This window comes from Niallia taxi (assembly GCF_032818155.1).
Lineage (GTDB): Bacteria > Bacillota > Bacilli > Bacillales > Cytobacillaceae > Niallia > Niallia taxi_A.
The window spans coordinates 2,153,384-2,171,415 of sequence record NZ_CP102589.1; the positions used below are offsets into that span (position 1 = coordinate 2,153,384).

Annotated in this window: 19 protein-coding genes and 2 other annotated features; of the genes, 17 read left to right on the forward strand and 2 right to left on the reverse strand. The window is 39.0% G+C overall.

The window, feature by feature from the left end; translation table 11 throughout:
• Nucleotide 1: 1 nt before the first annotated feature.
• The gene (locus tag NQZ71_RS10670) at nucleotides 2-730 is read left to right on the forward strand and encodes an exonuclease domain-containing protein (RefSeq protein ID WP_275008095.1); all 729 of its coding nucleotides are present in this window, start codon (nucleotides 2-4) and stop codon (nucleotides 728-730) included.
• Between the two features lie 35 nt (nucleotides 731-765).
• Nucleotides 766-1,326 carry a GNAT family N-acetyltransferase gene (locus tag NQZ71_RS10675; RefSeq protein ID WP_275007829.1) on the forward strand — a complete coding sequence of 187 codons (561 nt, stop codon included), beginning with the start codon at nucleotides 766-768 and terminating at the stop codon, nucleotides 1,324-1,326.
• A 197-nt stretch (nucleotides 1,327-1,523) separates the two neighbouring features.
• Here NQZ71_RS10675 and NQZ71_RS10680 read toward each other — a convergent pair whose 3' ends face one another.
• Nucleotides 1,524-1,874, reverse strand: coding sequence for a hypothetical protein (locus NQZ71_RS10680; RefSeq protein WP_144453290.1), 351 nt, complete (start codon nucleotides 1,872-1,874; stop codon nucleotides 1,524-1,526).
• A 275-nt stretch (nucleotides 1,875-2,149) separates the two neighbouring features.
• Between NQZ71_RS10680 and NQZ71_RS10685 the strand changes: the two genes are divergently transcribed.
• The 3 genes from NQZ71_RS10685 (at nucleotide 2,150) to NQZ71_RS10695 (ending at nucleotide 5,754) form a co-directional block, all read left to right on the forward strand.
• Nucleotides 2,150-2,902 (forward strand): DeoR/GlpR family DNA-binding transcription regulator, encoded by a 753-nt coding sequence (locus tag NQZ71_RS10685; protein WP_127737943.1) that lies wholly within the window; start codon nucleotides 2,150-2,152, stop codon nucleotides 2,900-2,902.
• The gene (gene pfkB / locus NQZ71_RS10690) at nucleotides 2,899-3,804 is read left to right on the forward strand and encodes a 1-phosphofructokinase (protein ID WP_317010576.1); all 906 of its coding nucleotides are present in this window, start codon (nucleotides 2,899-2,901) and stop codon (nucleotides 3,802-3,804) included. The genes NQZ71_RS10685 and pfkB overlap by 4 nt, the downstream gene beginning before the upstream one ends.
• Nucleotides 3,805-3,879: 75 nt before the next feature.
• Entirely contained in the window at nucleotides 3,880-5,754 is a 1,875-nt protein-coding gene (locus NQZ71_RS10695) for a PTS fructose transporter subunit IIABC (RefSeq protein ID WP_317010577.1), read from the forward strand.
• 90 nt (nucleotides 5,755-5,844) lie between these two features.
• Here the strand turns inward: NQZ71_RS10695 and NQZ71_RS10700 are convergent, their stop codons facing one another.
• Nucleotides 5,845-7,140, reverse strand: a complete 1,296-nt coding sequence (locus NQZ71_RS10700; protein WP_144453295.1) for an MFS transporter — start codon at nucleotides 7,138-7,140, stop codon at nucleotides 5,845-5,847.
• Nucleotides 7,141-7,300: 160 nt separating this feature from the next.
• Between NQZ71_RS10700 and NQZ71_RS10705 the strand changes: the two genes are divergently transcribed.
• The 12 genes from NQZ71_RS10705 (at nucleotide 7,301) to NQZ71_RS10760 (ending at nucleotide 17,947) form a co-directional block, all read left to right on the forward strand.
• Entirely contained in the window at nucleotides 7,301-7,939 is a 639-nt protein-coding gene (locus NQZ71_RS10705) for an MOSC domain-containing protein (protein ID WP_144453296.1), read from the forward strand.
• A gap of 52 nt (nucleotides 7,940-7,991) precedes the next feature.
• Nucleotides 7,992-8,250 (forward strand) — a binding site (T-box leader).
• Nucleotides 8,251-8,298: 48 nt separating this feature from the next.
• Nucleotides 8,299-8,528 (forward strand) — a binding site (T-box leader).
• 77 nt (nucleotides 8,529-8,605) lie between these two features.
• Nucleotides 8,606-9,997 (forward strand): anthranilate synthase component I, encoded by a 1,392-nt coding sequence (gene trpE, locus NQZ71_RS10710; protein WP_260055466.1) that lies wholly within the window; start codon nucleotides 8,606-8,608, stop codon nucleotides 9,995-9,997.
• Nucleotides 9,994-10,584, forward strand: a complete 591-nt coding sequence (locus NQZ71_RS10715; RefSeq protein WP_144453298.1) for an anthranilate synthase component II — start codon at nucleotides 9,994-9,996, stop codon at nucleotides 10,582-10,584. The genes trpE and NQZ71_RS10715 overlap by 4 nt, the downstream gene beginning before the upstream one ends.
• Nucleotides 10,581-11,603, forward strand: coding sequence for an anthranilate phosphoribosyltransferase (gene trpD, locus NQZ71_RS10720; protein ID WP_144453300.1), 1,023 nt, complete (start codon nucleotides 10,581-10,583; stop codon nucleotides 11,601-11,603). Before NQZ71_RS10715 ends, trpD begins: the two co-directional genes overlap by 4 nt.
• A 1-nt stretch (nucleotide 11,604) precedes the next feature.
• Nucleotides 11,605-12,381, forward strand: coding sequence for an indole-3-glycerol phosphate synthase TrpC (gene trpC, locus NQZ71_RS10725; protein WP_144453302.1), 777 nt, complete (start codon nucleotides 11,605-11,607; stop codon nucleotides 12,379-12,381).
• A gap of 12 nt (nucleotides 12,382-12,393) precedes the next feature.
• Nucleotides 12,394-13,002 (forward strand): phosphoribosylanthranilate isomerase, encoded by a 609-nt coding sequence (locus NQZ71_RS10730; RefSeq protein WP_260055469.1) that lies wholly within the window; start codon nucleotides 12,394-12,396, stop codon nucleotides 13,000-13,002.
• A gap of 18 nt (nucleotides 13,003-13,020) precedes the next feature.
• Nucleotides 13,021-14,223 carry a tryptophan synthase subunit beta gene (gene trpB / locus NQZ71_RS10735; protein WP_317010579.1) on the forward strand — a complete coding sequence of 401 codons (1,203 nt, stop codon included), beginning with the start codon at nucleotides 13,021-13,023 and terminating at the stop codon, nucleotides 14,221-14,223.
• A complete protein-coding gene (trpA, locus tag NQZ71_RS10740) occupies nucleotides 14,223-15,002 on the forward strand; it encodes a tryptophan synthase subunit alpha (RefSeq protein ID WP_144453307.1) in 780 nt (259 codons plus the stop codon). The genes trpB and trpA overlap by 1 nt, the downstream gene beginning before the upstream one ends.
• A 158-nt stretch (nucleotides 15,003-15,160) precedes the next feature.
• On the forward strand, nucleotides 15,161-15,451 hold the full coding sequence (locus NQZ71_RS10745; RefSeq protein WP_260055472.1) for a hypothetical protein: 291 nt from the start codon (nucleotides 15,161-15,163) through the stop codon (nucleotides 15,449-15,451).
• 154 nt (nucleotides 15,452-15,605) lie between these two features.
• Nucleotides 15,606-16,304: an MBL fold metallo-hydrolase gene (locus NQZ71_RS10750; protein WP_275008092.1), complete on the forward strand. Its 699-nt coding sequence runs from the start codon at nucleotides 15,606-15,608 to the stop codon at nucleotides 16,302-16,304.
• Nucleotides 16,305-16,330: 26 nt separating this feature from the next.
• Nucleotides 16,331-16,924: a TetR/AcrR family transcriptional regulator gene (locus NQZ71_RS10755; protein WP_317010580.1), complete on the forward strand. Its 594-nt coding sequence runs from the start codon at nucleotides 16,331-16,333 to the stop codon at nucleotides 16,922-16,924.
• 408 nt (nucleotides 16,925-17,332) lie between these two features.
• The gene (locus NQZ71_RS10760) at nucleotides 17,333-17,947 is read left to right on the forward strand and encodes a TetR/AcrR family transcriptional regulator (protein ID WP_317010581.1); all 615 of its coding nucleotides are present in this window, start codon (nucleotides 17,333-17,335) and stop codon (nucleotides 17,945-17,947) included.
• Nucleotides 17,948-18,032: the final 85 nt, after the last annotated feature.

Genomic DNA, 18,032 nt, shown 5'->3' on the forward strand with positions numbered 1-18,032 from the left:
TGTGGGAGTAGAGTCTTTTTTTCAATATATGAGAGATTTATATGGCAAAATGAATGCGAATGTCCATAATCAAGGAACAGGATTAATGAACTCACAGCAGCTTGCATTTATGAGACAGCTGCAGAAGGATGTCAAGGTTGAGCTTGCATCACAGCTAACACTTGAGAATATGGAAACAGTGGTTTTTGATATTGAAACGACTGGTTTTTTTCCAGATAAGGGAGATCAAATTATCTCAATAGGTGCTGTCAAGGTAAGGGGATGTGTAATTACTGATGAAGAATTTTACACATTGGTGCAACCTAATGGACCTATTTCAGAAGAAATCTCTGCGTTAACAGGAATATATAAAGAAGATACGGAACAGGCACCATTGTTATCTGAGGCACTTATTAACTTTTTTGAGTTTGCGAAAAATGATACACTTGTTGCCCATCATTCCTCCCATGAAAAGAACTTTATGCAATCCGCCTGCTGGAAGCAATTCAAAACACCATTTAAGCATCGGATTGTTGATACTGCTTTTCTTTTCAAAATTGTCGAGCCGCAAAAATCAATCGTCAGCTTGGAGGATTGGTGCAGCTTAAACGATATACCTGCAGAAAATCGGCATCATGCTCTTGGCGATGCAAGGTTAACTGCTTTGCTTTGGACACGGTACTTAAAAAAAGCACAGGGGCTAGGCTGTGTTACTTTGCAGGATATTTATGAAAGGCTTGCAAGAAGATAAGCAGACAAACTAATTTTAGAAAAGAGTTGGAAGCAATGCCGCAGATAAGCGACAGATTACTGTTAAGAAGCTGGAGTCTGGAGGATGCCGACGATCTTTTTGAATATGCCAGCAAGGAGGAAGTCGGTCCAAACGCAGGCTGGATGCCTCATAAATCAGTGGATGAAAGCAAGCAAATTATCCAGATGTTTTTAATGAAAAAGGAAAGCTTTGCGATATATCTGCTAGGGGAAAATAAGGTGATTGGCAGTATTGGTCTTCATCAGCATAAATCAAATTACAACAAAAATTCCTTAATGAAAGAGATGGAAATTGGATTTGCGCTACATCCGTCCTATTGGGGGCGTGGAATTGCTCCAGAAGCAGTCCAGCTTATTTTAGAGCATGCTTTTTTAAATTTGGATGCAGATATCATTTGGTGCGGTCATTTTGATTTCAACGAAAGATCGAAACGAGTTCAGGAAAAATGCGGCTTTTCTTTTAAGTTTACAAAGCAAGAAAAGCTGAAGGTTTTTGGTGGAATGGATGTCACAAGTCTTTATTATGCCATAACGAAGGAAGAGTATATAAATAAAAAAGGGACAGAATTTGTTTAGAAAAACATCTGTCCCTTTTTTTGTCTATTAATAAAAAAAGCCGCTTCCTGTGAAGCGGTAAGTAATTAAATATTGAGAAGGATTATCACAATATATAGATGTGTTTTTACAATAACCATCTATATATTGTTTTTTATACTATCATAATCGTTTCAATCATGCAATTATTTGTTAATAAAATACTAAGACGCATTTATTTAGGAAAACAAAAGCACAATATAAAATGCAAATATGAGTATGAGCGCAATCGTTATTAGCTTGTTAACCCATGATTTAGGGAATTTTCGTCGCTCCTTCTTTAGGCCGAAGCCAATTGAAGAGATAATATTTACATATAAAACTAGTGTGATTATCGCAAAACCGATGAATTGGGCGATGAAAAGTAAAAGCAAGTAACTCTTACCCTGGAACATTGACGCATCGGGAAAGGATGTACCGCTAATCAGCTGAATGATTACATCGTTTATTGTCCCGAATAAAGCGAAAAGAATGACGATTGTCGCAAGGATTTTTATAAATTCCAAGTAATAATAAGAAAGTTTGTTCATACGTTGGTCCTTTTTTGAGAAATTTGTTGAATTCTGTTATTAATTATAGGAGAAAATGTCGAGTGACGCAATCTGTATTGCGCATTTCGACACGCTTCGATAGATTAGGCGAAAAAATGCAAATTTTTAAAAAGTAAATAAAACAATCAAAAACTATCAAGTTATGAATTTTTTTGATTGTTTTTGAAAGAAAATGCTTGAAATCTGAAATCGGTTACAGTATTATTAACCTATCGACAACAAACCCAAGATATAAAAAGAAAGGTAGTGGGAAGTTGTTAACACCTGAAAGACATTCACTAATTTTGCACTTATTAAAACAACAAAACATTGTTAAAATACAGGATTTAGTTGATGCGACGGAAACTTCCGAAAGCACAATCAGAAGAGACTTGACTCAATTGGAGCAAGAGGGATTCCTTAAAAGGGTTCACGGGGGAGCAGCCCGACTTCAAGGGAAAATGAATGAACCAAGCATGGATGAGAAATCAGCCAAAAACCTTCAAGAGAAGAAAATAATCGCTGCCTTCGCTGCGAATCTTGTCGAAGAAGGGGAGAGCATTTATTTAGATGCTGGCTCCACTGTAACGGAAATGATTCCGTTCTTAAAAGATAAAAATATCGTCGTCGTTACAAACGGTCTAATGCATATGAAGGAGCTTATTGCTTCAAATATTCAAACCTACTTGATAGGCGGATATGTTAAGGAAAGAACGAATGCACTTGTTGGAAGGGGTGCCCTTCTGAGCCTAAGCCAATACCGCTTCGATAAATGCTTCATGGGCGCTAACGGAGTTCACCCTGAATTTGGGTATACGACTCCAGACCAAGAGGAAGCGATGGTCAAAAGTAAGGCAATTGACCTATCGAGGGAAGCCTTTTTCCTGGCTGATGATAGTAAGTTTTCAGAAGTATATTTTTCGAAGATTGCTGATATTCACGAAGCTTCCATTATTACAAATGAAAATGATGGAGAGACTTTAAATATGTACAGCAAAAAAACTAGTATAAAGGTTGTGACATCATGATTTATACGTTGACATTGAACCCTTCTGTTGACTATATCATAGAACTTAGTGAAGTGAATTTAGGAGAATTGAACAGAACAGAGCAAACAAGCAAGTTTGCAGGCGGAAAAGGCATTAATGTTTCCAAAGTTCTGCAAAGGATGGGCGTGGAAAGCAAGGCGCTTGGATTTATCGGTGGATTCACTGGCGACTATATCAAGAATCAGCTGATGCAAGAAGCAATCCATACAGATTTCGTTCAGGTAGAGGAAGATACAAGAATCAATGTAAAGGTAAAAGCTGCAGATGAAACGGAGCTGAATGCAGCAGGTCCTACTATATCTGCAGAGAAATTAGCTGAGCTGAAAGAGAAAATCAGCAAGCTGAATTCAGAGGATCTATTAGTGTTGGCAGGAAGCATTCCATCAACGCTACCAGCTAACACATATGAAGAGCTTGTGAAAATTTGTTCAGAAAACAAGGTTTCCTTTGTGGTAGATGCTGAAGGGGAGCTTTTGCAAAAGGTTCTTCCATACAATCCGTTTTTAATTAAGCCAAATCACCATGAGCTTGGAGATTTATTTGATACTACGATTACGAGTGCGGAAGATGTAATTCCATATGGAAAAAAACTGCTTGAGCTTGGTGCCCAAAACGTGATCGTTTCCCTTGCAGGTGATGGTGCTGTGTTTATTAATCAGCATGAAACTATCATAAGCACTGTTCCAAAAGGAGAAGTGAAAAGCTCTGTCGGAGCAGGTGATAGCATGGTAGCTGGTTTCCTTGCGAAATATAAGGAGACACAAGACTTGAAGGAAGCATTTAGGTACAGCATTGCTTCTGGCAGTGCAACAGCATTCTCTATCGGCCTTTGCACGAAAGAGAAAGTGGAAAGCCTGCTTCCGCAGGTTGTTTTGAAGTAACAATAAATAGGTGCTTATGTGACAGGTAAGAAGCATAGGCATCGTCATAAAAAAATAGAAAAAGGGGCGTTACAGATGAGAATCACAGAATTGCTGACGCGCGATACAATCCTTTTGAATATAGAAGGAACACAGAAAATCGAAGCGATTGATCAATTAGTAGCAAAATTGGATGCAGCAGGAAAACTTGCTAATAAAGAGGAATACAAAGCTGCAATTTTAAAAAGAGAAGAGCAAAGCACAACTGGAATTGGTGAAGGAATTGCAATTCCTCATGCGAAAACTAGTGCAGTTAAAAACCCAGCTATCGCTTTTGGTCGGTCTGTTGATGGACTTGACTACGAATCACTTGACGGTCAGCCAGCGCATTTATTCTTTATGATTGCAGCTCCAGATGGTGCTAATAATACGCATCTTGAAGCATTATCAAGACTTTCCACAATCCTATTGAAGGAAGAAGTTAGAGCAAAGCTATTAGCTGCAGCGACAGAACAGGATGTTGTTAACATCATTGATAGCTATGACGAGGAAGAGGAAGAAGAAGAGCAAAACATTGCAGATAAAAAGAATTTCATTGTTGCCGTAACAGCATGCCCAACAGGTATTGCACATACGTATATGGCAGCAGATTCATTGAAATCTAAAGCAGCAGAACTAGGTGTCGACATTAAAGTGGAAACAAATGGTTCAGGTGGAGCGAAAAACGTATTAACTGCTGAGGAAATTGAAAACGCTACAGCCGTAATTGTTGCAGCAGATACAAAAGTTCAAATGGAGCGCTTTAAAGGAAAGCATGTCATTGAAACACCAGTTGCTGACGGAATTAGAAGACCAGCTGAGCTAATTGACAAAGCGCTTAAGCAGGAATCACCTGTATACCAAGGTGGAAATGGTGCAAATGCTGATGAGGAAAGCAGCAAAAAAGGCGGAGCAGGTATTTACAAGCACTTAATGAACGGTGTTTCTAACATGCTTCCATTTGTTGTCGGCGGTGGTATCTTAATCGCTATCAGCTTCATGTTCGGTTATAATTCATCTAATCCAGATGATCCAAGTTACAATGCATTTGCAGCAGTCTTGAAGCTAATCGGTGGAGACAACGCATTCTCCTTACTAGTACCAGTTCTTGCTGGATTTATCGCAATGAGTATTGCCGATCGTCCAGGATTTGCACCAGGTATGGTTGCAGGTCTTATGGCAGCAAATGGCGGAGCAGGCTTCTTAGGCGGCTTGATCGCAGGTTTCCTTGCAGGTTACGTTGTTATTGGGATTAAAAAAGCACTTTCTGGTTTACCAAGATCATTAGAAGGTATTAAAACGATTCTTCTATTCCCGTTACTAGGTATTTTAGTTACAGGTTTAATCATGAATTATGTTGTAATTGGTCCAGTTGGAGCACTTAATACGGGGATTACAAACTGGTTGTCAGGTCTTGGCACAGCAAACGCAGTACTGCTTGGTATTATCCTTGGCGCTATGATGGCAATTGACATGGGTGGTCCAATTAATAAATCAGCTTATGTTTTCGGTACAGGTTTAATCGCTAACGGTGTATTTGAGCCGATGGCAGCTATCATGGCAGGTGGTATGGTTCCACCGCTTGCAATCGCATTAGCGACAACACTGTTCAGAAATAAATTTACAAAGCAAGAAAAAGATGCTGGTACTACAAACTACATTATGGGTCTTTCCTTTATCACAGAAGGTGCGATTCCATTTGCGGCAGCTGATCCACTTCGTGTTATTCCATCAGTTGCAATCGGTGCAGCTATCACAGGCGGATTGTCCATGTTCTTCCATATCGGTTTAAGAGCACCACACGGCGGTATTTTCGTATTCGGTCTTGTGGATGGCAGCTGGTTGCTTTACTTGCTTGCAGTAGTAATCGGTGCTGTTGTAGCAGCAGTTTTACTAGGTATCTTGAAAAAACCTGTTGCAGAAAAGAAATAAATGATATTAGGAAAGAGGGTCTGCAAACATGATGCAGATCCTCTTTTTTGTTTGTATTGTAACACTATTAAAGCAAAAGGAGAGCCAATTTTAATGGGCATTTCCTTTTGCTTTTATACGGAAAAGAACAGCTAATGCTGCAATTGCTGCAACGGCTGCCAGTATATAAAATTGGAAGCTTGGGATTTCCTTGCTTAATACGGCCATTATTGGCGGTCCAGCTGCTACTCCAATGAATCTCATGGAGCTATATAGACTAGTAATGGTGCCTCGTTCTTCCTTTTCAATTCCTTCGGTTATAAGGGCATCCAACGGTGGAAGGCTTGCTCCGATACCAATACCAGATATGGTTAGTACCCCAATGATATACCATAAGTTATCACCAAAGCTCAGAGCGATAGTGCCAATGATGATCAATACAATCCCTGTAAAGGTAATCCATTTCATTAAGTTTTGGTCCTTTTTAATCTTTTTACCTGTTATAAAGGATGTCAGGCATAAGGCTCCAAGTGGAATAGCCAAGTACATTCCTTTTTTTATGTTTTTGATATGATATTTTTTTTCTAATATGTCTGATAGGTAAAACTGCTCTGCAAAAAGGACAAACATGACAATGACACCAATGAAAAAAATAGCGTATAGCCATTTTTTGTCTTTTTTCATTACTTTTCTTGTGTGTTGAATAAATACCCTGAATGGAGGCGGTTCACTAGGTCCGCCAGGCACCTTAACAAAGATTATGATAAGAAGAATGGAAATCAGGCAAAATACGGGAATAGCCCAAAACGGCATGAACCAAACTATTCCGGCAATAAGCGCCCCAAGAACTGGGCTGAGCACCTTACCAAGTGTGTTGGCCGTTTCAATAATACCTAATGTACTGCTGACTTCTTCTTCTTTTTTGAACATATCCCCAACCAATGGCAATACAATTGGAAATGCACCTGCTGCCCCTATCCCTTGCAATGCCCTGCCTGCAAGGATAATCCAATAAGAGTTCTGTATTTTCCATGCAGCAAATCCACATATCACACCACCAATTCCGGCGATGATTAAGCTTGGGATAATGACTTTTTTTCTGCCAATATGGTCTGACAGATATCCAGCTACAGGAATTAGCAATATCGCCAAAATACTGTATACGGTAATGATCATACTCACCTTAAAGGATGATATGCCAAGCTGACGCTCAATGTTCGGCAGCACAGGTATCAGCATACTATTGCCAAGTGTCATCACTAAGGGGATAGAAGAAATAGAGAAAATAGACATTTTTGTTACTTTTATTTTTTTGCTTTTATCGGCAGTGCCTTTTTTTGTTTTCTCCTTTTTATCCTGTTCATCACTAAAACTGAAAAAGCCTTTTTCCTCATTTATGTGATCCATTTAAATTCTCCTTGATTTAAATAGTGCTGACTAATAATAATATGTACGTGAACATTAGTAATTACACTGAGATTTTTAGGAAATAAGGAAAAATTCATCCTATTCGGATCGTGCTAAATAACGGTATAATAAAAGGATAAAAAAGCATAAGGAGGACAAAATGAAGGGAGATATTATCACATTAAGTGTTGGTAAGCCAAAAATCTTTGATTGGAACGGCAAGCAAGTTTCCTCAAGCATTGGCAAAACAATTGTGGACCAATGTTTTTTAACATTTGACAGTTTTACAGGGGATGGCGTCGCGAATGAAGATTTTCATGGAGGCAAAGAAAGAGCAGTATGCTTTTACCCATATGAGCATTATGCGGATTGGGAAAAGCAATTTAATGTAAAGCTGGATCCGCCTGTGTTTGGAGAAAATATTTGTGGTACTGGCTGGTTAGAAAAAGATACATATATTGGCGATGTTTTTTCAATTGGAGATGCAATTGTTCAAGTAACACAAGGGAGAATTCCATGTAATACAATCTCAAAATACAACAGTGTCCCTACTTTTTTGAGTCGAATTGTCGAGACTTGTTACACTGGTTATTTCATGAAGGTGTTAAAGGAAGGGGAAATTGAATCTTCGTCCCAGATTGTGCTGCTTGAGCGCAAACAAGAGGATATTTCTGTTTGGGATGCAACAAAAGTAATGCTGCTTGACCGCAAGAATAAAGCAGAGGTGGAAAGAATGCTGAAGCTTGAGGATTTAGCAGAGGATTGGACAAGCCGCTTCCAAAAAGCATTGCAAAAATAAAAATTCTTTCTTGACAATCTGATTCATGTCTTTTATGATTGGTATAACATAAATATAAGCGATGACGAAGAGTAGTAACTATTGCTGGAAACTTAAGAGAGCTGATGGTTGGTGTGAATCAGTGTTACACAATAGCGAATGGACTTCTGAGCTTCTAAACCGAAACCTTTAAATGGAAGTAGGCTTTAGCGAAATGTCTCATCGTTATAAGAGACCGAAATATGCGCCAACATTTTTGAGTGCATTATTTCTTAGAGTGAGCTTATTAACTAAGCTAATGAAGGTGGCACCACGGGTTTCTCGTCCTTTTTATAGGAGAGAAGCCCTTTTTGTGTTCTTTTTTAATAAACATTTTCATAATAAAATCAATGATTAAGAGTAGTAAGCTAATATGTCTGGTGTAGAGAGTCGGTGGCTGGTGAAAACCGATCCAGAGGATTAGCTGAATGGACTTAAGAGTGCTGGTCTGAAACAATAGTAGGACTCGCCGGCTTCCACCGTTAAAAGGATAGAATATTATTGTATTCGAAAAGAGAGAGTGTTTACACTCTAACTGAGGTGGTACCGCGGTTTTTTAATCGTCCTCTACTATGCATTGCTTAATTGCAGTCATAGTAGGGGACTTTTTTATTGCAAACAAACGCCTAATGATATGGAGGAGACAAAATGAAAACAACAGGGAGCCAAATGGTGATTATTGAAAAATTGGAAGGTGATACATTAACACCAATCAGCATTTATCAAAAGTTAAAAGGGGCAAAGAAATTTCTCCTAGAAAGCTCATTGAAACATGAAGCATCAGGAAGATATTCTATTATTGGCAGTGACCCTGTGTTTGAATTGATTGGCAATGGAGCTAAAACAACAATTGTAAAAGCAGGCAGTACAGAACTTTATGAGGAAAAAGCATTAGAGCTTGTGAAAAAACTGCTTCCAATCCATGATATCGATTTGCCATTTGGACTTCCGATAAATGCTGGAGCGGTCGGATATGTAGGCTATGATAATATTAGGCAATACGAAAATATCGGACCAGAAGCGAAGGATGAGCTGCAGCTGCCTGACGTGCATTTACTGTTTTTTGAAGATTTCGTGATTTTTGACCATTTAGAACAATCAGTTTACTTAGTGGCGTCTCCTCTATGTGAGTCAACAACAGAAGCAAGTCTTAAAGCAAGGCTTGAAAAAAGGAAGCAGGAAATTGAAGCATCGTACACAGAAGTTACGGAGGATGTTCACTTATCCGCCTTTAAAGCTTCTGTTACAAAAGATGAATTTGTCGAAAAGGTCAAAAAGGCCAAGGAATATATCACAGAAGGTGACATATTCCAAGTCGTCCCATCCCAACGGATGTCAGCAGACTTTAAAGGCTCAAGCTTTTCCTACTACAGAAAGCTACGTGTGAAAAACCAATCACCATATATGTATTATCTTGATTTTGTAGATTACGCAATTGTCGGAAGCTCGCCAGAAAGCTTAATTAAAGCGACTGATGGAACGGTTATCACAAATCCGATTGCCGGCACGAGACCGCGCGGAAAAAGTATTGAAGAGGATCAAGCACTTGAAGCAGACCTGCTACAAGATGAGAAGGAATTGGCTGAACATAAAATGTTAGTCGACCTTGCAAGAAATGATGTCGGAAAGGTCAGCCAGTTTGGAAGCATTAATATTGATAAATACATGAAAGTCGAAAAATACAAGCATGTCATGCATATTGTGTCAGAGGTTAGCGGGCAAATTAAGGATGGTCAGTCAAGCGTTGATGCCCTTATATCATGTCTTCCGGCAGGAACTGTCTCAGGAGCTCCAAAAATTAGGGCGATGCAAATCATCAATGAGCTCGAAGGAGTCAAAAGGGGAATTTATTCCGGAGCAGTCGGCTATTTCTCCCAAAATGGCAATATGGATTTTGCTCTCGCTATCAGGACAATGGTTATTAAGGATAATAAAGCCTATATACAAGCAGGTGCAGGTATCGTGCATGATTCAGTGCCTGAAAAAGAATATGACGAAACCATTCATAAACTAAAAGTATTCTTGGAGGGACTTTCATGATTTTATTAATTGATAATTATGATTCATTTACGTATAACCTGTATCAATATTTAGGAGAATTAGGCGAGGAAGTAAAAGTCGTACGCAATGACGAGCTAACAGTAGAAGACATAAGAGCAATGGCTCCAAGGAGTATCGTCCTTTCTCCAGGTCCGGGCCGTCCAGAAAATGCAGGCATCTTAATAGAAGTGATTCAGAATTTGTATCAGGAATTTCCGATCTTAGGAATTTGCCTTGGCCATCAAGGAATTGGTTATGCATTCGGTGCAGAGGTGAAAAAAGCAGACAATATCATGCATGGAAAAACCTCTTACTTAACTAGTGTTCATCCAAACACCATCTTTACAGAGCTTGCGGAGCCGATTGAAGTGATGCGCTATCATTCCCTTGTTATAAATAAAGACACACTACCAAGTGATTTTAAAATTTTGGCTGTGTCTAATGATGATCAAGAAATCATGGCAATAAAACATAAAAACCATCCACTTTACGGATTTCAGTTTCATCCTGAATCAATAGGAACAGATACAGGAAAGCAGCTGCTAGCGAACTTTATTAAAGAAACAAGAAAGGGTGTATTGAAATGAAGCATTATTTGCAAAGGTTAATGAATCGAGAGTCTCTGACAGAAGCAGAAATGCTTGAGGTATCCAGAACATTTTTCACAAATAGTGTTACTGACAGTGAACTTGCTGCCTTTATAACAGCATTGAAGCTTAAAGGAGAAAGTGTTGATGAAATTGTCGGCTTAGTGAAAGCTGTAAGGGAACAAACACTGAAATTCAGTCATGTTGCTGGCTGTATTGACAATTGCGGAACTGGCGGAGATGGCTCACACAGCTTTAACATCAGCTCCACATCTGCTTTCGTCTTAGCAGGTGCAGGCATTCCAGTTGCGAAGCATGGCAACAGAAGTGTTTCAAGTAAAACAGGAAGCGCAGATGTACTGGAACACTTAGGCATACATTTAAATGTAACTCCAGAGCAAAATGAACAGCAGCTGAAGGAAATCGGGATTACCTTCTTGTTCGCACAGCATGTCCAGCCGAAAATGGGCAGAATCATGAAGGTAAGGAGAGAGCTAGGCATTCCAACTATCTTTAATTTAATTGGTCCACTAACAAACCCGATTGAATTAGAAACACAGGTGCTTGGTATTTATCGAAGAGACTTTACAGAGCTGTTCGCAGAAAGCTTAAAGCGATTAGGACGAAAAAGAGCGGTTGTCTTAAATGGTGCTGGCGGCATGGATGAAGCGTCCCTTCAAGGAGACAATGAACTGGTCATCTTAGAAGACGGCAATATTAGAAAAATAAATCTCCATCCGGAAGAGGTTAACCTGTCTGTTTACAGCAATGAAGCGATTCGTGGCGGCGATGCAAAGGAAAACGCAGATATCTTATTGAAAGTATTAAAGGGAGAAAAAGGAGCCTATAAGGATACTGTGCTATTAAATGCAGGTATCGGCATTTATGCAGCAGGGAAAGCAGACAATATTGAAGGTGGTATAGAGCTTGCCAGAAACAGCATTGAAAGTGGCGCAGCTTTATCTAAACTAGAGCAGCTAGTAGCAAACAGTTCATTGTACGAGAAAGCAGGGATATAAGATGGAAACTATTTTAGATAAAATCATCGCAAAAAAGGCAGATGTAGTAGAAGAATTAAAACAACAACAAGCGGTACTGCAAAACAGCCCCGTGATTCCAAAAAAATCTTTTATCGAAAAATTAGCAAATGCAGATCAGCTGGCTATTATTGCTGAATTTAAACGTGCTTCACCTTCAAAAGGGGATATTAATATCGGACTTGATCCAAAAGACCAAGGCTTAAAATATGCCCAATTTGGTGCAGACGGGATGTCTGTTTTGACAGACGGACCTTTCTTTAAGGGCAGCTATGATGATTTAGAAAGAGTCAGCAGTGCTGTATCGATTCCAGTTTTGTGTAAAGATTTCATCATTGACGAAATTCAAATTGACTTTGCAAAGCATCATGGTGCAAGCCTTGTGCTGTTAATTGTAGCGGCCCTTGATGATGATAAGCTCCACTCGCTGTATGAGTATGCTGTAGGAAAGGACCTGGAGGTGCTGATGGAAGTCCATAATGAAGAGGAGCTAGAGAGAGCTCTGCAAACAGACTGCAGCTTAATTGGCGTCAACAACAGAGACTTAAAAACCTTTAACGTTTCCTTAGAAGTGACCGAACGACTTGCCCCGACGATTAAAGCGGCAGGCAAGTATTTAGTCAGCGAAAGCGGGATTGCCACACAAGCAGATATTGACAGAGTTGTTGCAGCAGGGGCAAATGCCATTCTTGTTGGAGAAACCTTTATGAAAGCATCTAATCTACGTGAAACATTAACAAGCATGAAAGTTAAGCTGTGAGGAAGTGAAAACATGAATGTAAAAATATGCGGAATAAGAGCAGCAGAAGAAGCGCTTTGCGCCGTTCAAAACGGTGCAAAGGCGATCGGATTTGTATTTGCAGACAGCAAGCGGAAAATTGATCCTAAAAAATCCCGAGCCATTATCGACAAGCTTCCTGAAGATGTTTGGAAGGTTGGTGTGTTTGTAAATGAAACGAAGGAAAGAATCGAAGAAATCGTCCGAATTTCAGGCATCAATGTCATTCAGCTGCACGGAGATGAATCAAGTGAATTCGCAGCATCCTTCCAATTACCAGTGATTAAGGCGTTTAGCATAAAAGGGGAAGAAGACTTAGCAGCAATCGCCGATTTCCAGTCCGATTATATTCTGTTAGATAGTGCGCGTGAACGTTACTTTGGCGGAAATGGCAAAGCATTTGACTGGAATATCGTGAAGGATTATGACTTTAAGGGAAAAAAAGTCATTCTTGCAGGGGGCTTAAACAAGGAAAATGTTCGTTCAGCAAGCAATATGGTTAACCCATTTATGCTTGATGTATCAAGTGGTGTCGAAACAGACGGGAAAAAGGATTTACAGAAGATCGAGTCATTTTTAGGAGAAGCAATTCCTACATACTAAATAAGGAGGCAGCACATCATGACAGTAAACTATTCATTTCCAGACAAAACAGGACATTTCGGGATCTACGGGGGAAGGTATGTTCCAGAAACATTAATGACAGCAGTAGTTGAGCTAGAAAATGCCTATATCGAGGCAAAAAAAGACCCAACCTTTCAAGAGGAATTAGATTATTTATTGAAGGACTATGTTGGCAGAGAAACACCGCTTTATTATGCAGAAAGACTAACGAAGCATTTAAAAGGTGCGAAAATTTACTTAAAAAGAGAAGATTTAAATCACACAGGTGCACATAAAATCAACAACGCAATTGGCCAGGCACTACTTGCAAAAAGAATGGGTAAAACAAAGGTAGTTGCCGAAACAGGAGCTGGTCAGCATGGAGTTGCCACAGCGACAGCTTGTGCTTTACTCGGATTAGAATGTACGATTTTTATGGGCGAAGAGGATATCAGAAGACAAAAGCTGAACGTATTCCGGATGGAGATGCTTGGTGCAAAGGTGGAAAGTGTTACCTCAGGAAGTGCTACCTTGAAGGATGCTTGTAATGAGGCATTACGCTACTGGGTGACAAATGTGATGGATACACACTATATTCTCGGTTCTGTTATGGGACCACATCCATTTCCAATGATGGTTCGCGATTTCCAAAGTGTAATCGGCACAGAGACGAAAGCACAGTTCCTTGAAAAGGAAGGAAGATTACCAGAAGCAGTCATTGCTTGTATCGGCGGCGGCAGCAATGCAATGGGAATGTTCTATCCATTTATTAAGGACGAGGAAGTTGCTCTTTATGGCGTCGAAGCATCAGGACATGGTCTGCATACAGATAAACATGCTGCATCATTAACAAAAGGGAAACCAGGTGTATTGCATGGCTCCTATATGTATCTGTTACAGGATGAGGATGGACAAATTCAAGAAGCACATAGCATTTCCGCTGGCCTTGATTATCCTGGAGTTGGTCCAGAGCACAGCTATTTAAACGATATTGGCAGAGTGAACTATGAATCAGTTACAGATGATGAAGCTTTCGAAGCATTGCAGCTGCTATGCCGTCTTGAAGGAATTATTCCTGCATTAGAAAGCTCTCATGCAATCGCCTATTGCTTGAAGCATGCTCCAAAAATGAAAGAGTCAGAAGCGATTGTTGTTTGTTTATCAGGCAGAGGAGATAAGGATGTTAATACAGTAATGGATAGAATGGGAGTGACAGAGTAATGACGACAATTGCTGAACGTTTTGACGAAGTGAAAAGAAATGGCGACAAAGCCTTTGTTCCGTATATTATGGCAGGCGACGGTGGCTTGGAAACATTAGAGGAAAAAATTAAATTCCTTGAAAATGCTGGAGCAACAGCAATTGAGCTTGGCATCCCATTTTCTGACCCTGTTGCAGATGGACCTATCATCCAAGCTGCTGGAATTCGTGCACTTCAAGCAGGAACAACATTGAAAAAAGTATTTGATACTTTAGCATCCTTTCGTGAGACGACAACAATCCCGATTGTTTTTATGACCTATTTAAATCCAATTCTGGCTTATGGCATCGAGGCATTTTTTGCATCATGTGAAAAATCTGGCGTAAACGGATTAATTGTCCCTGATATGCCGATTGAAGAAGAGGGCCTACTGCTGTCCTCTGCCCAAAAGCATCAAGTCGAAATCATTCGCCTCGTAACATTGACAAGTTCAATTGACAGAATTGCGCAGATTGCCAAAAAAGGAAACGGTTTTTTATATGCAGTTACTGTAACAGGAATAACTGGCTCACGCACAGTATTCCAAGCGCAATTAGGTGAACATTTGCTTAAGGTGAAAGAAGTAAGCCCCATCCCTGTATTGGCAGGCTTCGGCATCTCCACACCTGAGCATGTTAAGGAAATGACTAAGCATTGTGATGGCGTTATTGTCGGCAGCAAAATTGTCGAGCTGTTTCATAAGAATGAATTAGATGAGATCAAAAGCTTAATTGCAGCAAGCAAGAAGGTATCCGTTTAGAAATATCTTCTGTAATTTTTAAAAAATAAAACTGGTGGATTAACTGTCTGCCAGTTTTATTTGCATGAAGAGAAAATCTCCTTTTGACAATTATTTCGTTCATTAGTGATAAACCAACGGTGAAAAATAATATAAATAAAATAGGATGGAGGTAATGTATGATTGCGATTGTTCTTCTTACCTTAGTTATTTTATTGATTCCATTTTTATTTCTTTTTTTCAATCTAAAAAAACAAACGAAAACACGTCGTATCCTCCTCATTTTAGGGTACTTCATCTGTGCTGCACCTATGGTCTATGTGGTTATAGACGATTGGATAAATCATTACGAAGATGCAAATATCGGTTTAGGTCTGGGGATATTTTTAACATGGGGGCTTACAGCCTGCGTTTATTTAGGATGGTGCATTTTTTCTGTTATTAAAGCAATCCGTAAAGCTAATAAATAGATTTTTATTGTTTAGCTGTGTAACCTGAACCTAACTACCTATATTTAAAACTCTTTTAATGGTTCTGTAAAAAGATAGGAAAAACAGTTGTAAAAACTAATGGTATTAGTTATTATGTTAATTAGATTAGTTTTGCGATGAGAGGAGCAATATGATGCGAATAACGAAAATTGGCAATATTTATCAACTTTCCTTTATGCCCCGATTCTTTCCTGTAAATTGTTATTTTGTTGAAGAAAAGGAAGGCTTGACCTTGATTGATTGTGCACTACCTTACAGCAGTAAACATATTCTTGCAGCTGCTAAGAAAGTAAATAAACCTATTACTCGGATTGTGCTGACACATGCCCATGATGACCATGTTGGATCATTGGACGCATTAAAGGAAGCATTGCCACATGCTCCTGTCTATATTTCTAGAAGAGATTCTCGCCTTTTAAAGGGGGATACTGGACTTGAATCAGGTGAGCCTGACACCCCTATTCGCGGGGGAGTACCTAAAAAGATAATAACGAAGCCAGATATATTGTTAGAGGACGGTGATGAAATAGGAGCTTTGCTGACCATTTCAACTCCTGGACACACTCCAGGTTCATTATCCTTTTTCGATAAAAGCAGCAGAGCGATAATTACAGGTGACGCCTTGCAAACACGAGGAGGCGTAGCTGTTGCGGGTCAACTAAATCCGCTGTTTCCATTTCCGGCATTTGCAACATGGAATAAGGAGCTTGCTTTAAACAGTGCAAACAAGCTGCTGGAATTATCTCCTTATGTCCTTGCTGTCGGCCATGGTAAGATGATTACAGACCCAGCTGGTCTCATGAAAAAGGCAATAGAACGCAGTCAAAAATAAAGAGAAGCTCGAAGGGAAGTTCCGATATGTCGCCAAGACCTGGACTGGATTTACAAACAATTTTAAAAACTGCTACAAAACTCGCTGATACAAATGGTCTTGAAGCAGTTACTTTAGCCACATTAGCTACAACGCTGCAAGTTAAATCACCGTCCCTATATAATCATGTAAAAGGATTACAAGTATTAAAAATTGAAATGGCAAAATACGGATATAGGCAGCTGAATGACCAATTAGCTGAAGCTGCCATTGGCCGCTCGCAAGATGCTGCTGTTCATCATCTCGGCAAGAGGTATGTAAGCTTTGTCCGCAGTCACCCTGGGCTATATGAGGCAATGCTTCGTGCACCTCGTGCAGCAGATGAGGAGCTTGAAGCTATTCAAAGCAGAAGTATTCAAATCGTCCTTCAGGTGATGAACGAATACAAGCTTGGCGAGGAAGAAACCCTGCATGCTGTCAGGGGATTAAGAAGTATTCTGCATGGATTCGCATCCCTGGAACAAAACGGGGAATTTGGTTTGCCATTAAAGCTTGATATAAGCCTAGCGCTGGCGTTAAATGCTTATCTTGCAGGTATTAAAGCATTAAATGACATTAATAGTTCTTTACGTGGAAGCTGATTGTTTGATTAAATTAGTTATCCATATAGAAGGTTTGTTTGTATTTTTAGTAAGTATTTATTTGTACAGCTAAACGCTATTTAGCCTGGCTGTTATTTATTTTTTTATTACTTAATCTAGTCTAATTGATCAATAATCAATTAGGCTCCATCTGATATAACCCCTATTTGACACACAGCTAGTGGATCATTGTGATAAGGACAGGATATATGGTCACTGGATGCATTTGGATTTCATTCTTTCAGCACATATCGGATTAGTCAGGATAATGGGTTATCGGGTAAAGTACCTTCATAATTTTAAAAATATACAAATGAATAGACTATAAATCGTAATAAAAACCTTTCATTTGACAGGAGCATATGATTATACTAATTTAATAGTGAATTATTAATTCATTATTAAGAGGTGTTTATTATTCAAGCAAAAAAAGAGGAAGTAAAAAAACAAATTGAAGCTGCGGCATTAAAAGTATTTTTTGAAAAAGGTTTTTCAAAGGCGAAAATGAGTGATATTGCAGAAGAAATTAATATCTCAGTTGGCAATATATATACGTATTTTAAAAACAAAAATGAGCTGTTTTATACAGTAGTTCCAGCATCCTTAGTAGATTATTTGCAAACAATATTAGTGGAAAGCATACATATCGTAAATCAGAACTTTTTTGACGATACGAATGAAAAAGAGGCTGCAATTTATCAAGAACAAATCCATCTATTAACGGAATATCATATGCAAATTGTCATTATTTTTGAAAAAAGTCATGGTACTATTTACAGCAATGCCAAAAACGAACTAATAGATTTAATGATCGCAACAAAAAAGCCGTACATGAAGAACACCCACAAAAAATCCGATATTAACAAGGAAGAAAACATTATTTTATTAAACATTCTTGCTAATAGCTTCGTCGATATGATATTGGATTTACTAAAGCGCGAGATGAGCGTAGAAAGCAGAAAACGAATTTTTGAAATGCTTAATATTTACCGACTGCATGGAGTAAAAAGCTTAAATGAATAGTAAGTGATTCACCGATATACGCCCAAATTGTATAGAGGTGCTATCGCTTTTTTTTATCATTAATAATGAATGGATAATTCATTAT

Excerpts from the sequence above, each read along its gene's own strand:
- NQZ71_RS10675 (WP_275007829.1), top strand. The coding sequence starts at position 766 with ATGCCGCAGATAAGCGACAGATTACTGTTAAGAAGCTGGAGTCTGGAG.
- NQZ71_RS10680 (WP_144453290.1), bottom strand. The coding sequence starts at position 1,874 with ATGAACAAACTTTCTTATTATTACTTGGAATTTATAAAAATCCTTGCG.
- pfkB (WP_317010576.1), top strand. The coding sequence starts at position 2,899 with ATGATTTATACGTTGACATTGAACCCTTCTGTTGACTATATCATAGAA.
- NQZ71_RS10695 (WP_317010577.1), top strand. The coding sequence starts at position 3,880 with ATGAGAATCACAGAATTGCTGACGCGCGATACAATCCTTTTGAATATA.
- NQZ71_RS10700 (WP_144453295.1), bottom strand. The coding sequence starts at position 7,140 with ATGGATCACATAAATGAGGAAAAAGGCTTTTTCAGTTTTAGTGATGAA.
- NQZ71_RS10705 (WP_144453296.1), top strand. The coding sequence starts at position 7,301 with ATGAAGGGAGATATTATCACATTAAGTGTTGGTAAGCCAAAAATCTTT.
- trpE (WP_260055466.1), top strand. The coding sequence starts at position 8,606 with ATGAAAACAACAGGGAGCCAAATGGTGATTATTGAAAAATTGGAAGGT.
- NQZ71_RS10715 (WP_144453298.1), top strand. The coding sequence starts at position 9,994 with ATGATTTTATTAATTGATAATTATGATTCATTTACGTATAACCTGTAT.
- trpD (WP_144453300.1), top strand. The coding sequence starts at position 10,581 with ATGAAGCATTATTTGCAAAGGTTAATGAATCGAGAGTCTCTGACAGAA.
- trpC (WP_144453302.1), top strand. The coding sequence starts at position 11,605 with ATGGAAACTATTTTAGATAAAATCATCGCAAAAAAGGCAGATGTAGTA.
- NQZ71_RS10730 (WP_260055469.1), top strand. The coding sequence starts at position 12,394 with ATGAATGTAAAAATATGCGGAATAAGAGCAGCAGAAGAAGCGCTTTGC.
- trpB (WP_317010579.1), top strand. The coding sequence starts at position 13,021 with ATGACAGTAAACTATTCATTTCCAGACAAAACAGGACATTTCGGGATC.
- trpA (WP_144453307.1), top strand. The coding sequence starts at position 14,223 with ATGACGACAATTGCTGAACGTTTTGACGAAGTGAAAAGAAATGGCGAC.
- NQZ71_RS10745 (WP_260055472.1), top strand. The coding sequence starts at position 15,161 with ATGATTGCGATTGTTCTTCTTACCTTAGTTATTTTATTGATTCCATTT.
- NQZ71_RS10750 (WP_275008092.1), top strand. The coding sequence starts at position 15,606 with ATGCGAATAACGAAAATTGGCAATATTTATCAACTTTCCTTTATGCCC.
- NQZ71_RS10755 (WP_317010580.1), top strand. The coding sequence starts at position 16,331 with ATGTCGCCAAGACCTGGACTGGATTTACAAACAATTTTAAAAACTGCT.